The 14,355-nt window shown below is 62.1% G+C and carries 14 protein-coding genes; 5 read left to right on the forward strand and 9 right to left on the reverse strand.

Annotated features, from left to right (window positions below; translation table 11 throughout):
* Positions 1-44: 44 nt before the first annotated feature.
* The 7 genes from CO670_RS01990 to CO670_RS02015 all read right to left on the reverse strand — a co-directional run bounded on the left by CO670_RS01990 (position 45) and on the right by CO670_RS02015 (position 6,878).
* The gene (locus tag CO670_RS01990) at positions 45-1,943 is read right to left on the reverse strand and encodes a potassium transporter Kup (protein ID WP_097588747.1); all 1,899 of its coding nucleotides are present in this window, start codon (positions 1,941-1,943) and stop codon (positions 45-47) included.
* 18 nt (positions 1,944-1,961) lie between these two features.
* Positions 1,962-2,939: a magnesium transporter CorA family protein gene (locus CO670_RS01995; protein WP_097588748.1), complete on the reverse strand. Its 978-nt coding sequence runs from the start codon at positions 2,937-2,939 to the stop codon at positions 1,962-1,964.
* A 442-nt stretch (positions 2,940-3,381) separates the two neighbouring features.
* Complete coding sequence (locus tag CO670_RS02005) at positions 3,382-4,560, reverse strand: Mrp/NBP35 family ATP-binding protein (protein WP_097588749.1); 1,179 nt, start codon at positions 4,558-4,560, stop codon at positions 3,382-3,384.
* 7 nt (positions 4,561-4,567) lie between these two features.
* Positions 4,568-4,924, reverse strand: coding sequence for a hypothetical protein (locus tag CO670_RS32845; protein WP_176538853.1), 357 nt, complete (start codon positions 4,922-4,924; stop codon positions 4,568-4,570).
* A gap of 171 nt (positions 4,925-5,095) precedes the next feature.
* Positions 5,096-5,830, reverse strand: a complete 735-nt coding sequence (locus CO670_RS02010; RefSeq protein ID WP_097588750.1) for an autoinducer binding domain-containing protein — start codon at positions 5,828-5,830, stop codon at positions 5,096-5,098.
* A gap of 9 nt (positions 5,831-5,839) precedes the next feature.
* Complete coding sequence (locus CO670_RS32430) at positions 5,840-6,067, reverse strand: hypothetical protein (protein ID WP_141502214.1); 228 nt, start codon at positions 6,065-6,067, stop codon at positions 5,840-5,842.
* Between the two features lie 13 nt (positions 6,068-6,080).
* Positions 6,081-6,878: an IclR family transcriptional regulator gene (locus CO670_RS02015; protein WP_097588751.1), complete on the reverse strand. Its 798-nt coding sequence runs from the start codon at positions 6,876-6,878 to the stop codon at positions 6,081-6,083.
* Positions 6,879-6,984: 106 nt separating this feature from the next.
* Here CO670_RS02015 and CO670_RS02020 point away from each other — a divergent pair, with 106 nt between their 5' ends.
* From CO670_RS02020 to CO670_RS02040, 5 genes are all read left to right on the forward strand, one after another.
* Complete coding sequence (locus tag CO670_RS02020) at positions 6,985-7,746, forward strand: SDR family oxidoreductase (protein WP_097588752.1); 762 nt, start codon at positions 6,985-6,987, stop codon at positions 7,744-7,746.
* Positions 7,746-8,660, forward strand: a complete 915-nt coding sequence (locus CO670_RS02025; protein WP_097588753.1) for a 2-dehydro-3-deoxygalactonokinase — start codon at positions 7,746-7,748, stop codon at positions 8,658-8,660. The genes CO670_RS02020 and CO670_RS02025 overlap by 1 nt, the downstream gene beginning before the upstream one ends.
* A 13-nt stretch (positions 8,661-8,673) precedes the next feature.
* Positions 8,674-9,306 (forward strand): 2-dehydro-3-deoxy-6-phosphogalactonate aldolase, encoded by a 633-nt coding sequence (locus tag CO670_RS02030; protein ID WP_097588754.1) that lies wholly within the window; start codon positions 8,674-8,676, stop codon positions 9,304-9,306.
* Positions 9,307-9,310: 4 nt separating this feature from the next.
* The gene (locus CO670_RS02035) at positions 9,311-10,198 is read left to right on the forward strand and encodes an SMP-30/gluconolactonase/LRE family protein (protein ID WP_097588755.1); all 888 of its coding nucleotides are present in this window, start codon (positions 9,311-9,313) and stop codon (positions 10,196-10,198) included.
* Between the two features lie 227 nt (positions 10,199-10,425).
* A complete protein-coding gene (locus CO670_RS02040; protein ID WP_097588756.1) occupies positions 10,426-11,034 on the forward strand; it encodes a PRC-barrel domain-containing protein in 609 nt (202 codons plus the stop codon).
* A 71-nt stretch (positions 11,035-11,105) separates the two neighbouring features.
* Here the strand turns inward: CO670_RS02040 and CO670_RS02045 are convergent, their stop codons facing one another.
* Both CO670_RS02045 and CO670_RS02050 read right to left on the reverse strand, forming a co-directional pair.
* A complete protein-coding gene (locus CO670_RS02045) occupies positions 11,106-12,473 on the reverse strand; it encodes an EAL domain-containing protein (protein WP_097588757.1) in 1,368 nt (455 codons plus the stop codon).
* Positions 12,474-12,597: 124 nt separating this feature from the next.
* A complete protein-coding gene (locus tag CO670_RS02050; protein WP_097588758.1) occupies positions 12,598-14,319 on the reverse strand; it encodes a response regulator in 1,722 nt (573 codons plus the stop codon).
* Positions 14,320-14,355: the final 36 nt, after the last annotated feature.

Raw genomic sequence — 14,355 nt, forward strand, 5'->3', positions numbered from 1 at the left:
GACAACGAAGACAGTCGCTCTCCCCGCTGGGGAGAAGGGAACACTCAAATAATGACATGAGACCCCAGTTCCACCACGCGGTTGGCCGGCAGGCGGAAGTAGTCGGAAGGATTGGCGGCGGCGTTGGCAAGCGCGATGTAAAGCCGGTCCTGCCAGTAGGGCATGCCTGATTTGGCGTCCGGCACCAGCTTGCGGCGGCCTAGATAGAAGGAGGTCGACATGATGTCGAACTTCAATCCCGTTTTGCGCAGCGTCGCCAGGGCCTGCGAGACGTTCTGCGATTCCATGAAGCCGAAGAGCAGTTCGACGCGGGAGAAACGCTCGGAAATCTGCTCGATCTTGTAGCGGTCCTGGCTTGGGACGCGGGGCTTGTTGACCGTGCGAATCGTCAGGATGACGTTGCGGTCGTGGAGCACGTGATTGTGCTTGAGGTTGTGCAGCAAGGCGGCGGGAGCAGATTCCGGATCGCTGGTCAGGAAGATCGCGGTGCCGGGAACCTGGGCCGGCGAATGCTCGCTCTTGCGCTCGATGGAGCTGACGAAGGAGGGAAGCGGAATATCGGTGTGGCGGGTCTTTTCCATGAGGATCGCCGTGCCGCGCCGCCAGGTCCACATGATGACGGTAAAGGCGGTGGCGATCAGGATCGGGATATAGCCGCCGTCGTGGATCTTCAGAAGGTTGGCGCCGAGGAAGATCATTTCGAGCAGGACCAGCGGCGCGAGTGCCATCACGGCGACCGGCATCGACCAGTTCCAGCGGGCGCGGACGAATTCGAAAGCCATGATCGAGGTGACGACCATGGCGCCGGTGACCGAAATGCCATAGGCGGTCGCCAGCGCATCCGAGGTCTGGAAGCTCAGAACCAGGAAAATGACGCCGATGAACAGCACGGCATTGACCGACGGCAGAAAGATCTGCCCGGTATTGGTTTCGGAGGTGAAGAGAATTTCCATGCGCGGCAGGAAGCCGAGGTTGATGCCCTGGCGCACCAGCGAGAAGGCCCCTGTGATTACCGCCTGGCTGGCGATGATCGTCGCGGCGGTCGCCAGAATGACGGCCGGCAGCAGCGCCCATTTCGGGAACATCAGATAAAAGGGATCGGACATCGTCATCGGATTGCCGAGGACGAGCGCCCCTTGGCCGAGATAATTCAGCGTCAGCGCCGGGAAGACCAGCAGGAACCAGGCCCACTGGATCGGCCGGCGGCCGAAATGGCCGAGGTCGGCATAGAGCGCCTCCGCACCGGTGACGGTCAGGAAGACGGCGCCGAGCACGACGATGCCATAAAAGCCCTCATGCAGCAGGAAGCTGACGGCGTAATAAGGGTTGAAGGCGGCAAGGATGCCGAAATCGTCCGAGATATGGGAAATGCCGGCCGCTGCCATGACGATGAACCAGACGGCGGTGATCGGACCGAAGAACTTCGCGACTGCGCCGGTACCGCGCGATTGCACGACGAAAAGCAACGCCAGGATCACCACCGAGATCGGCACGATATATTCGGAGAGGCTCGGCGTAACGAGCTTCAGGCCCTCGACAGCCGAAAGCACGGAAAGCGCCGGCGTGATCATCGCATCGCCGAGGAAGAGCGCGGCGCCCATCAGGCCGAGCAGCATCAGCAAAGCGGTGTGGCCGTTGGCGGTCTTCATCAGAAGGGCGAGCAGCGACAGCGTGCCGCCTTCCCCGTCGTTGTCGGCGCGCAGCAGGAAAAGAACGTATTTGATGGTGACGATGATCGTCAGCGCCCAGATCATCAGCGAAATCAGGCTGATGACCTCGAAACGGGTGACGCCGTCATGGGCCACGGGCTTCAGCGCCTCGCGAAAAGCGTAAAGCGGGCTCGTGCCGATATCGCCGTAGACGACGCCGACGGAACCCAATGCGAGATAGAACAGCTTTTTCGGCGTCATATCGCGTTCGTTCGGATGGCTATCTTCGGACATGAAGTTTCAACAGGCTCCTCAGAGCCAGCCTTTCCAGCGAAAAAAGAAAAAGGGAATGACGGCCGATATCACCATCAAGGCCAGCGAAAAGGGATAACCCGCGGCCCAGGCCAGCTCCGGCATGAACTGAAAATTCATGCCATAGACGGAAGCGACCAATGTCGGCGGCAGGAACACCACCGATGCGATCGAGAAGATCTTGATGATCGAGTTCTGCTCGATGTTGATCAGGCCGAGCGAAGCGTCGAGCAGGAAGGTAATGTTGGCGGCCACGAACGAGGCATGCTCCGACAGCGACTGGATATCGCGCGAGACGGTGCGGCAAAGCTCCTTCGCCTCACGGTCCTGCTGGATTGCCGGGATCGTGTGAAAGAAGGTCAGGAGGCGCGAAAGCGAACCGAGGCTATCGCGCAGCTTGCTGATCATCCGGTGATGGCCGGCGATATCCTTCAGCTTCTCCTCGAGATAGTTGGAAGGCCTGCGCACCTTCTTTGCCCGGTCGCCGAAGACATGCATGGACAAGATATCGATGCGCGAGACGGAGATCTCGAGAATCTCGGCGGTGCGGTCGACGATCGTTTCCAAGAGCTTGGCGAGAAGCGCAGCGCCGCTGCGCCAGTTTTCCGGCAGCCGGTGAAGGGCGGCGATGAAGAGCGCAAAGGACTTGGGATGGGCGTAGCGGATGGTGACCAGCCGGTTTCCCGCGAGAATGAAGGCGACATCGGTCAGCGTCGGCGCGTCGGTATCGGCCTTCCAGAGGAGCGAGGCGGTCATGAAGACGGCATCGTTTTCGACATAGAGACGGGCGGAGGGCTCGATATCCTTCAGGTCGTCGCGGGTCGGGACCTCGATGCCGAGGACCTTCTCGACATAGAGCTCCTCCTCGCGGCTCGGGTCGACCATGTCGATCCAGACGACATCCTCGGGAAAGGGCACCTCGTGCGAGACATCGCGGATCTCGACCGACCGGCAATTGGAACAGTAAGCGGTTATCACCGGCACTGCCTCCGATGCTTGCGCCGCTTGGCGGCCAGAACCCTTGTCATAACAAGCCCTTCCATGCGGCCGCAAGCGCGACAGCGCGAAGATCGCTCGTCATCGATCGAAACGGAAGCGGATCAAGAAAGCTCATACAACTCCGGCTGCATCCAGCCTCAGGGGCCGGCATGCGCGTTGTGCTCCACCGCATCGCAGTTACCAATCCTTCGATCGACAAGACAACTCCGAACTTGCAGGCGGGCCGGATGCTTCGGAACGAAGACGGCCGTCAGTGAGCATCTGCAGCAAACGCCATCATGGCGCCGGGGCATATGAAGCAAAGCCGTGAAATAATCAAGACATCTTCCGTGAAGCGCGGCTTTTCACCACGTTTCACCCACAATTTGGGGTATTGGCCGCGGTGATTCGGACCTCCAAAAGCGCGCCCCGGCGACATGCCTTATTCGAAAACGATCGTCGGCGCCGGGCGCTGCGGCTGGCCGCCAACCTGTTCCCAGACCTTGGCGGCGATGCCGCGATAGATTCCGGCGACGATGCCGTTCGGCTCGGAGGCGACGAGCGGCGTGCCGGCGTCGGAGGTTTCGCGAATGTTCATCGTCAGCGGCACTTCGCCGAGGAAGGGCACGCCGATGCGTTCAGCCTCCTTGCGGGCGCCGCCATGGCCGAAGATGTCGTAACGCGTGCCGGTATCGGGAGCGATGAAATAGCTCATGTTCTCGACGATGCCGAGCACCGGCACTTCGACCTTGCGGAACATGTTGAGGCCCTTGCGGGCATCGATCAGAGCGAGATCCTGCGGCGTGGAGACGATGACGGCGCCGGCGAGCGGCACCTGCTGGGCCATGGTCAACTGCGCATCGCCGGTGCCGGGCGGCATGTCGACGACGAGGACGTCGAGTTCGCCCCAGGCGACTTCGCGCAACATCTGCAACAGCGCCGACTGGACCATCGGCCCGCGCCAGATCATCGCCGTCTCCTCATCGACGAGGAAGCCCATCGACATGACCTTGAGGCCGTAATTTTCCATGGGATTGATGATGCGGCCGTCGATCTGCGTCGGCCGGCCGGATATTTTCAACAGCCGCGGCATGGAGGGGCCGTAGATATCGGCATCGAGAATGCCGACGCGAAGGCCGTTGGCGAGCAGGCCGAGCGCCAGATTGACGGCGGTGGTCGATTTGCCGACCCCACCCTTGCCGGAGGCGACGGCGATGATGGCGCCGATGCCGGGAACGCCGATCTTGCCGGTGCGAGGCGCCTGCTGTGGCGCGTGCGCGTGGCCGGCATGGTCGTGTGCGTGATCGTGGCCGGCATGGCCATGGGGCGGGTTCGACGCCGGGCGCGCCGCGGGAGCGGCGGCGGCCGCCCTCTTGTCCGCCGTCAGCGTCACGAGGGCGCCCTTGACACCGGGCATTTCCTTGATGACGCGCTCGGCGGCGAGCCGCATCGGCTCCAGCTCCTTGGCGCGCTCGGCCGGAACGGTAATGGAGAAATAGACCTTGCCGTCGGAGATGAAGATGTCGGAGACCATGCCGAGCTCGACGATATCGCGCTCGAGATCGGGGCCACGCACGGTCTTCAGCGTTTCGAGAACCTGTTCCTTGGTGACGTCGGTCATTCCACCCTCACTGTTTCTTCTCGATCACAGATAGTGGAGGCGCACGTCTTCGCCAAACAAAATCATCGGATGGGAAAATCGATTTACCGGCTTGCACAAAAGCGGGCAAAAAATCGGAATCCGTTGCGGCCATCAAGTCCGCCGGGCTTTCGCCCTGATGGCCGCAACGGTCTCCCCTGGAACCGGCGCAATGCGGGCGAACTAGAGTAAGCTGCAAAAAAGACCAGCAAAAAGTGATGGAGGAAGCCGGAATCGTGAACAGCTGCGCAAAAGGCGGTGCCAAAACGCAACAACCGCCGCCGACGCAGAAGTACCGGAGAGAATCGGCATCGGCGTCGGGCAGCGGTTGTGTCGGCCGCGCCATTTCCTGGCGCTGTCACAAAGTCCCCTCTGGACCTCTGCCAAAGGAGAAGCAGAAAGCGTGCCAGATGAAAAATCAGGAAAAGCCGCGCAAATGTGCCGACATTCGTGTCTTTTCGGGAAGGCGTGCCTATGCGCTGAGCGGCCGGCGCAGCCGATCGTTGCTTTTTGCAACTTATTTGATCAGACCGATCCGCAGCGCCTTGGCGACCGCCTGGGTGCGGTTGACCGTGTCGAGCTTCTTGGTGGCGCGGTTGAGGTAGTGGTTGACCGTATGCTCGGACAGGGCAAGGATTTCGGCGATTTCCGCGCTGGTCTTGCCGGCCGCCGTCCAGTTGAGGCAATCGATCTCGCGGTCGGTCAAGGTATCGGTCATCCGCGTGTCGAGGTGGCGGATCTCCGCGAGCCTGTCGAAGACGTGGATGGCGATATAGCAAAGCTCGCGCATCTCGGCCGGACTGAAGGGCTCGCGATCGCCGGCGAAGGAAACGGCGCCGCGCAGACCGGATGCCTCATGGGTCGGGAAGTAGGCGCAGCGCATCATCTTGAAACGTTCGAAAAGCGCAGAGACGAGGCCGGACTTGCCGTCGTCCCGCGACCAGTCCGGCCGTGTCATGTCATAGAGGAAAGGCCGCGCCGACGTCCTGAGCCGGCGGAGAACCGGGCTATTCACCATCAGCCCCTCCTGGTCGTAGATCGCCAGAAGCTCAGCCGGCCAGCTGGTAATGACCGTGCTGCCCTGAAGATCGAAAGAGGTGATCGGCGGAAGGTTGAGAACCATGAAGGCACGGCTGCGATAGGTTTCCGTCACGCGCTTCATGAAACGGAAAATATCGAACTGCGTCTTCAGGCCCGCTATCTCCTGGACATAGTCATCTTCTTCCGGGGATGTTTGCGACAAGGGTGCCATCACATTTCTTCATCTTCGGCACAGCGACCGGCAAACCGTGTGCAGAACCTGGCCGACGACCGGTTCGATTGCATCGGCATGACGATCGCTGGTTGGATCAAATGGAATCGGCCTCGGCGTACAGCGTTCGGCCGGTGAATGGTTGTGGATTTCGCGGACGGTTTTAGTTGTGGTGATTCGCCGGTAAATCTCAATATCGCCCTCATCATAAGCATGCTCTGCGATCGGGTCCAGCAAACCGGATTTTCCGTCAGCGACGCGGCCCCAGGCGGATACGCATGCCTTCCATGATCCTTCCAGCTGCCAGCTGTACTGGAACGGCCCACTCGCGCAGAAGTTCCATCGACAATCGATAGGCAGGGCCAGTAATCGATATCCCGCCGATAAAAGTCCGGTCCTCAGACCAGACAGGCGCAGCCACGCAGCGGATACCGGCCTCATGCTCCTCGCGATCGAAGGCATAGCCCTGATCGGCAATCTCCCGGATTTCGGCAAGCAGCGTTTCGGCAGAACCATGCGTCGAGGCGGTGAACCTGGTGAAGCTCAGGCCGGCCAGAAGATCGGCCAGACGGTCGGGCGGCAGCAGGGAAAGGGCGGCCTTGCCGACGCCGGTGCAGTAACAGGGGGAGGCATTGCCGATCTGCGAATACATGCGCACCGGCTGGCGGCCTTCGACCTTGTCGAGATAGATGATCGACGATCCCCTGAGAACGCCGAGATGCACCGTTTCGCCGGTTGCCTGTTGCAGATCGGCAAGGTGCGGTTCGGCAATCATGCGGAATTCGTTGCGCGCCCAGCTGCGCGCGGCAAAATCGAGCAGGCGCAGCCCGGGGGCGTAACGCCCGTCGCCATCGAGTTCGAGAAGCCCTTCCTCCACCAGGTGGCTCAGCTGGCGATGCAGCGTGCCGCGCGGCTGGCCGGCGAGCGCCAGGATATCGGTGAAGCGCAGCGGCGCAGCGGCATGGGTCACGAGATCGAGCAGAACCATCAGTTTGCCGAGCGTGCCGGTCTCCCGTGCCTGCGTCATGCCATCGCCGTTTGAATTCATCGCCTCTTCCGCCCTTGACAGAGAGGGCAGCCTAATTCGATAATTCCATATAGTCAAATTAAGTTCCACATAATGGAACAAAATATCGGGAGGAGATGGGACCGCAATGCCAGCACAATTTCCCGAGTTCAAAGACCGAGCCGTGCTCGTGACCGGCGGCGGATCGGGCATCGGCGCTGCGATCGTCGAAGGTTTCGCGCGGCAGGGCGCCAAGGTCTCCTTCATCGATATCGCAGAAGCCGCGGGCAGCGCGCTTGCCGAAAACCTGTCACGCGAAACGGCGCATCCCGTCACCTTCCATCATGCCGATCTGCGCGACATCGAGGCGATCCGGCGCACGGTCGACAGCGTCGTTGCCGCCTCGGGGCCGATCCGCGTGCTCGTCAACAATGCCGCCTGGGACGACCGCCACGAATTCGACGAAGTGACCGAGGCCTATTGGGACAACAACCAGGCGGTCAACCTGCGGCATGTGTTCTTTACCTCGCAGGCGGTCGCGCCGTCGATGCGGGCGGCCGGCGGCGGGGCGATCGTCAATATGTCGTCGATCGCCTTCAAGCTGAACATGGGCGGCTTTCCCTCCTACGCCGCGGCGAAGGCGGCGGTCGTCGGGCTGACGAAGAGCATGGCCGGCAGGCTCGGGCCGGAGAATATCCGGGTCAACTGCATCCTGCCCGGCATGGTCGTCACCGAGCGGCAGATGCAGCTCTGGCTGACCGAAGAGAGCATCGCGCGCTCGGTGGAGCAGCAATGCCTCAAGACCGCGCTCAAGCCTGACGCGATCGTCGGGCCCTGCCTGTTTCTTGCATCCGACTGCGCGGCTGCGATGACCGCCCAGTCCCTGATTGTCGATGGAGGCATTCTATAATGACGAATCCCGCTTATGTCGCGGTGGACTGGGGCACCAGCAGTTTCCGGCTCTGGCTAGTCGGCAGGGATGGCAGCATCCTTGTCGAACGCCGCAGCGGCGAAGGCATGACGAGCGCGGCAAAGACCGGCTTTTCCACCGTGCTATCAGGCCATCTTGCCGCCGTCGAGGCACCGGCAAGCCTGCCTGTCATCGTCTGCGGCATGGCCGGCGCAAGGCAGGGCTGGGTCGAGGCCGGCTATATCGACGTGCCGGCATCCCTCGGCTCGATCCTGACCGGCGCCGTCTCCGTGCCCGGGGAAAGCCGCGACATCCGCATCCTGCCGGGCCTTGCGCAGCGAGACGCGGCGAGGCCCGACGTCATGCGCGGCGAGGAAACCCAGCTTCTCGGCGCGCTTGGCCGCTCAAGCGTTGGCGCCCAGGCAGTCTGCATGCCCGGCACGCATTCGAAATGGGTGCATGTGAACGACGGCAAGGTGACCGGCTTTTCGACCTTCATGACCGGCGAGCTTTTCGACGCGATCAGCAAACATACGATCCTTTCGCATGCCGTCGCAGGTGCCGAGCAACAGCCGGCGGATGCTGCTGCCTTCGAGGCGGCCGTATCGGCGGCCTTCGCGCGGCCTGCACTTGCCTCCAACATGCTCTTTGCGGCCCGCTCCGGCCAGCTCCTGCACGGGATTTCCGCTGCGGCCGCGCAGGCCCGGCTTTCCGGCACGCTGATCGGCCTCGAAATCGCCGGCGCGCTGCAGGATGCCGCCAACTCAGGCATCACCCTCGTCGCCTCCGGGCGCCTGCAGGCGCTCTACGAGCGGGCCTTCAGGACCCTCTCGCTTGACTTCACCGCCATCGACGCCGACACGGCCGTGCGCCGCGGGCTCTCGGCCGCCGCCGAAGCCATCTGGCCGAACTGAGAAAGCTGACACGATGAACCGCATCCCCTTCCCCGACATGAAGCGCCCGCTGATCGCCATCCTGCGCGGCATCAGGCCCGACGAGATCGAAAGCGTCGTCGGCGCCCTGATCGAAAACGGCCTGACGGCGATCGAGATCCCGCTCAATTCGCCGGACCCTTTCAAATCCATCGAAATCGCCGCGAAGATGGCGCCGGCAGACGTGCTGATCGGCGCCGGCACGGTGCTGACGGTCGAGGCGGTCGACAGCCTGAATGCGGCCGGCGGCAAGCTGCTCGTCACCCCGAATGTCGAGCCCGAGGTGATCATCCGGGCGCGCGATTACGGCATGGTGACGATGCCCGGCGTCTTTACGCCGACCGAGGCGCTGGCCGCGGCGCGCGCCGGCGCCACCGGCCTCAAATTCTTTCCCGCCAGCGTTCTCGGCCCCTCGGGCATCACCGCGATCCGGGCAATCCTGCCGCCGGAACTGGTGATCGCGGCCGTCGGCGGCGTATCGGACAAGAATTTCGCCGATTACACCAAGGCCGGCATCTTCGCTTTCGGCCTCGGCACCAGCATCTACAAGCCGGGAATGACCGCAGCAGAGGTTGCCGAGCGCGCCAAGGCGACCATTTACGCCTATGACGCAGCCATGGGAGCGTGAACGTATGACCGACATCTACGAGTTCGAAGGCAAGACACTCTGCAATACCAATTCCGTTCTCGGCGAAGGCCCGACCTATGATCCGGACACCAATACGGTCTGGTGGTTCAACATCCTCGGCAAGGAGCTGCACGAGCTCAATCTTTCGAACGGGCAGAAAAAGGTGCATCCGCTGCCTGTCATGGCGAGCGTGCTGGCCCGCATCGACGCCGGACGGCAGTTGATCGCGACGGAAGAAGGGCTTTTCGTGCGCGATGTGGCGAGCGGCAACCTCACCTTCTATGCCGCGCTCGAAAACGACCGGCCCGAGAACCGCTCGAACGACGGCCGCACCCATCCCTCCGGCGCGCTCTGGATCGGCACGATGAGCAAGCGGGCGGAAAACCAGGCCGGCGCCATCTATCATGTCGCGAGCGGCAAGGTGACGAAGATCTTCAACGGCATCAGCATTCCGAATTCGATCTGCTTCTCGCCCGACGGCACGATCGGCTACTATACGGATTCCCGCATCAACCGGCTGATGCGCGTCATGGTCGATCCGCAGACCGGCCTGCCCGCGGGCGAGCCGATCGTGCTGGTCGACAGCATGAACGAGCCCGGCGACATCGACGGTTCGGTGGTGGACGCCGACGGCTATATCTGGAACGCGCGCTGGGGCGCCGGCGTCGTCGACCGGTACAATCCGGACGGCCTGCGCATCTCGCGCTACAAGGTTCCCGCGGTGCAGCCCTCCTGCCCTGCCTTCATCGGCGTCAATGCCGAGCGGCTGGCGGTGACGACGGCCTGGGAAGGGCTCGACGAGGATGCCCGTTCGGCGCAGCCGAGCGCCGGCGCGCTCCTGGAACTCGGCATCGACGTCAAAGGCATATTCGATCCCGTCTACGTGATCTGAGACATTCACGACCGCAATACGAGAGGCGCTCCCGAGGGGGCGCCTTTTTTGCTTTTTGGAGGGCCGTTTTCGATAAATGTTCCGTGAAAATCGAGAAATTTTCCGTGTTTTCAACCGGAACCAATAGGCGCACCAGTCATTTCCTCTTCGAACCGGCGCGGCAAGGATGGCTCAAACATGCATTGCCGGGTCAGCGATGACTCTAGAGAAACGAAGGTAGGTTCGAAATGACACGCAAACTTCTGACGACCGTTGCCGCTGGTGCATTGTTTGCCACGGCTTTCGCGCCGGCGGCATTCTCGCAGACGGCGCCGCAGCCGGCGGATCCCGCTGCTCCGACGCAAGCAGCTCCCGCCGATCCGGCAGCCCCGAAGCCGCCGGTCACGCCTGATGTGACGAAGCCCGCAGGCGATGCCGCCCAGGCTCCGGCACCGGCACCGACCACCGATACCGCTCAGGCTTCCTATCTGACGGAACAGGCTCCTGACCAGGTCAGCGCCAACACCTATATCGGCCAGTCGGTCTACAATGCCAACAATGAAAGCATCGGCAGCGTCAACGACCTGATCCTCAAGAAGGACGGCGGCATGGTTGCTGCGATCGTCGGCGTCGGCGGTTTCCTCGGTATCGGCGAAAAGAACGTCGCCGTCCCGATGGAAAAGATCACCGTCGCCCAGAACACCCAGGACGGCAGCGTCAAGCTGACGACCAGCGAAACGGCTGAATCGCTGAAGGCCGCACCTGAGTTCAAGACGCTGGCAATGCAGTCTGCCGAAAAGGCTCCGGCTGCAACCGGCACCGACACCACGGCGACCGGCTCGACCACGCCGAAGTAAACCGCGCGGTAGTATAGCGTAGGCGATGGCGCTCCTAGGGGCGCCATCGCTTTATTCATTTGAGAAAGTGCCTATGCGCTGACACGCTCCACGATCGCCGCGTCATAGTAGTTTTCGTGCAGGAAACGCAGCGTGGCGATACCGTCCGCCGGGCGGCCGAAATGATAGCCTTGGCCCATGCCGCAGCCGAGCGTGCGCAGTTTCACCGCTTCCGTATAATCCTCGATGCCTTCCGCCACGACTTCCAGATCGAGGCCCTCGCACATGGTGAGGATCGCCTTGATGATGTGTTCGGAGGCGCGGTCGGAATTGATGCGCGAGACGAAGGCGCGATCGATCTTGATCTTGTCGAAGATGAAGTCGCGCAGGCGCCCGAGGCTCGACTGGCCGGTGCCGAAATCGTCGAGCGAGATGCGCACACCGGCGGCCCGCAAATCGGCGATGATGCGGTGAGCGGTATCGGCCGAACTCATCACCGCGGTCTCGGTGATCTCCAGCTCGAGGCGATGCGGATCGAAACCGACGCGGCCGAGGATTGACAGGATGCTGCTGCTGGTGCCCGGATCCATCAGCTGCGCCGAAGACAGGTTGAACGACAGGAAGAGTTCGCGCGGCCAGGAAAGCGCTGCTTCCGCGGCTTTGCGCAGCAGCGCTTCCGACAGCGCATCGATGAAGCCGCGCTCTTCGGCGAGCGGCACGAAGACGCCGGGCGAAACGAAGCCGAGATCGGGATCGTTCCAGCGGGCCAGCGCCTCGAAGCCGAGGACCTGATTGTTGGACAGCGAGACGATCGGCTGGAAATGCACGTCGATCGCGTCTGATATGATGGCGTTTCTGAGCGCCTGCTCCAGCTGCGTCGCGCGCTTCATCTCCTGTGCGATCTCGCGCGAATAGACGGTGATCTGGCCGCGGCCCCGTCGCTTGGAACGGTAGAGCGCGGTTTCGGCGCTCTTCAGCAGCTCCTCGCAATCCTCGCCTGCGAAGGGATAGATGGCGAAGCCGAAGGAGGCGGAGAGGCGGACGTTGCGGTCGCCGAGGTCATAGGGCGCCGACAGCACTTCACGGATCATCTGGCCGAATTTTTCGGCACTCGCCCGCTCGAAGATCAACGGCAGCACGAAGGCGAATTCATCGCCGTCATGGCGTGTCACCAATGCACCATCGGGAATGCAGGCCTTGAGGCGATGGGCGACCTGGCAAAGGATCTCGTCACCGGCCGCAGAGCCGAAAAGATCATTGATCGGCTTGAAGCTGTCGAGATTGGCGATGCCGATGGTAAAGGGAGCCGGGTCGCTGGCGCGCTCGGCGGAAATCTGCAGGACTTTCTCCCGCATGCGGTTGCGGTTTCCCAATCCGGTCAGCGGATCGGTATAGGCCATCGCCTGAAGCTCATTCTGACTCACGGTCAAGAAAGAAGCTATTTCCGCCGACTTCATCATCCAAACCCGAGCTTTTCCTCCGGAGCCGAACAGAGAATGACCGGCATATCTTAACAATTCGATAGTAAATCGGCGGCCGTCGCGGCGCGGACCGCCCAAAATCTAGGGGGTTGACCGGCATTCGCTAGTTTCGCGCCCGGGCAGCCTCCCCTATCAGATATTTCTGAAATACCATTTCGAGCATGTCGGGACTGACCGGTTTCATGATGACATCATCCATGCCTGATTTGACGCATTCGGCGCGGTCGCGCTCGAAGGCCTGGGTGAGCACGCCGATGATCGGGGTGCGGAACGCCCCGCCGGTTTCCTCCATCTGGCGGATGAGGCGCGCGGCCTCGAAGCCGTTGAAGCCCGGAAGGGAAATATCCATCAGCACGATCTGCGGCCTGTGCTCGGCCCAGAGGCGCACGGCCTCGTCGCCGGTTGCCGCGATGATATGGCGGTAACCGAGGCCTTCGAGGATCTGCGAGAAGACGATCTGGTTGATATCATTGTCCTCGGCGACGAGGACTTGCAGACCCGTGACTTCGTCGGAAATGCTGATTTCCCAATCCGTGTCCGAACCGCCGGCGCTGCGGCTGTTGCGGTTGAAATGGCGGGCGATCTGAAAGGTCAGCTCGTTGGCGATCTGGAATCCGTCCATGACGAGGGTCGGGATGCCATATTGCTCGGCGAGTTCGAGGCAGCGCATGCCCATCTGGTTGTCGATGATCAGAAGATCGAGCGAAATGCCGGAGGAGGTGGCGATCTCCAGGAACCGCTCCTCCTCGTCCTCGCCGCGCACCGAGCAGGATTCGAAGCCGTATTTCGACAGCGTGCGCAGAGCGGCGGTCTCGGCGGCGAGATCGGCTGTGACGACGAGAATCTTGCGGCCGGAGAAATTTTCCGGAACGATCGCCTCCATCGCCGCCGGCTCGCGCCGCTCGACGCCGCTCGGCACGGGCACATAGGCCCGACGATAGCTCTGGCTGCTCGATGTGGTGATCGCCGAGGCCCGATCGAACTCATCGAGATCGGCGCCGTCGCGCGGCAGGTCCTGCGTGGTGGACACCAGGAAATAGCGGCCGGGTTTGCCGATGCGATGCTTGCGGCTGACGATGTCGCGTTCGATGCCGTCCCGAGAGATCTGGCGCTGACGGGAAACGGACATTTCGCCGGTCTCCAGCACGTGACGATCGCTTTCCTCGAACCGCTTGGCGATCTCCTCGGAAAACAGATCGCCGCTCTTGCGGCCGAGCACCTCGTCGGCGCTCGTCTGGTATTTCTCGCAGAAGGCGAGGTTTACGGCGACATAGGTGAGATTGCGGTCCTTCACGAAAAGCGGGAACGGCAGATTGTCGAGAATATCCTCGGTCAGCTGCACGCGCTCCAGATCGGAGCGCCATTGCTGCTCGCGCTTCTTATCCTCCGAAATGTCGGAGATGACGGTGACGCCGTAGCCGTTCGGCAGCCTGCGTTTGACGAAGCGCACCCAGCTGTCGGCGCCATGGCGCTCGACCGCGTCGAAGCGCTCGCGCCAATGTGAGGCGATCTTCTGCGACAGCCAGTCTTCGCGGCTCAGCGAGCCGCCCTGCCTGACATCATATTGCTGGCGGATGCCGGTATCGTAGATCGCGCCGAGGAAATCGCGAAGCCGCGTGCCGGGCTTCAGCATCTCGAGCGGCAACGGGAAGAAGTCGAGCGTCTGGCGGCTGGCGAAGATCAGATGATCGTTCTTGTCATAAATGATGAAAGCGGCCGAAAGGCTGTCGCACACCGCATCGAAAAGCGCCGTCTGGAGATCGGCCCCGGCGAGCGTCCCGTCGGTTTCCGATGATGTGTCCGCCTTTTCGAAGCCGGCACTCATTCCATTTCGTCCCACATCTGTTCGATTTCGCGGCTT

Source organism: Rhizobium sp. J15 (genome assembly GCF_002531825.1).
In the GTDB taxonomy this organism is placed as follows: domain Bacteria; phylum Pseudomonadota; class Alphaproteobacteria; order Rhizobiales; family Rhizobiaceae; genus Rhizobium.